The following is a 779-nucleotide window of genomic DNA, read 5'->3' on the forward strand; positions in this document are numbered from 1 at the left end:
GGCGCTGGCGTAAACATTACACAGGTTCTCTTCAATTAAGGCACAAGACATGACGGATGTAAAAGACGACATCGAAAACCCGCAGCCAACTCTCGTTTACGAGTATGCCGCAGTTGATCCGGCGTGGCCGGAGCTGATGGTGTATAAGGGAACTCCTACTGAAGTTCGGGCAGGAGAGGAAGCTCCTGCCAATTCGACGCATTGGGCTCCTAACGAGAACATAGGAACTGTCCCGTACTTCGATGGTGAGGGATGGGTTCCCGGAATTCCCCTCAACAGAATCACACTTAGCGAGGCACAGCGTGTGGCTGAGGCTGCGGCGGCGGAAGCATTCCAAGCTGAAGTGGAGAGCATCAACGCTGGTTATTCGGCAGCGGAACGCGCTGTCTGGGCAGATCAGGTGGCCGCCGCCACCGACGTGGTGGCTGGTCGCGAGTCCTCTATCCTGACCGCCTTGGCCGAAGCCCGTGGTGTAGACGTGGAGACGTTGGCGCTGAAGATTCTTGACAAAGATGCGGCGTATAAGGCCACGTACTTCAAGGCACTCGGTGCCTACCAGAAGAAGCGTGATGAAATCGGGGCCGCTACCAAGGTTACGCAACTGAGTTTCACGCTCGATATGGTGAGGCGTGTGCGATCTTCTGGAGGGTTTTAATGAGTACACCTATCTATGCACGAATCCTGTACGACGAGATTCGCATGATGGATTCAAAGTCCGGGCTGTATGTATGGTGTGATCCAGATGAAGAGGGGGTGCTTACCGTTCAGCAGCTTTTGAC

General features: G+C 54.7%; 1 protein-coding gene. It reads left to right on the plus strand.

Annotation, left to right across the window (positions count from 1 at the left end):
- The first annotated feature begins 49 nt into the window (after window positions 1-49).
- Window positions 50-655, plus strand: coding sequence for a hypothetical protein (locus AC1RP1_RS07605; RefSeq protein WP_289876096.1), 606 nt, complete (start codon window positions 50-52; stop codon window positions 653-655).
- Window positions 656-779: the final 124 nt, after the last annotated feature.

Source organism: Dellaglioa sp. CoH-56-MRSF-13 (assembly GCF_056782095.1).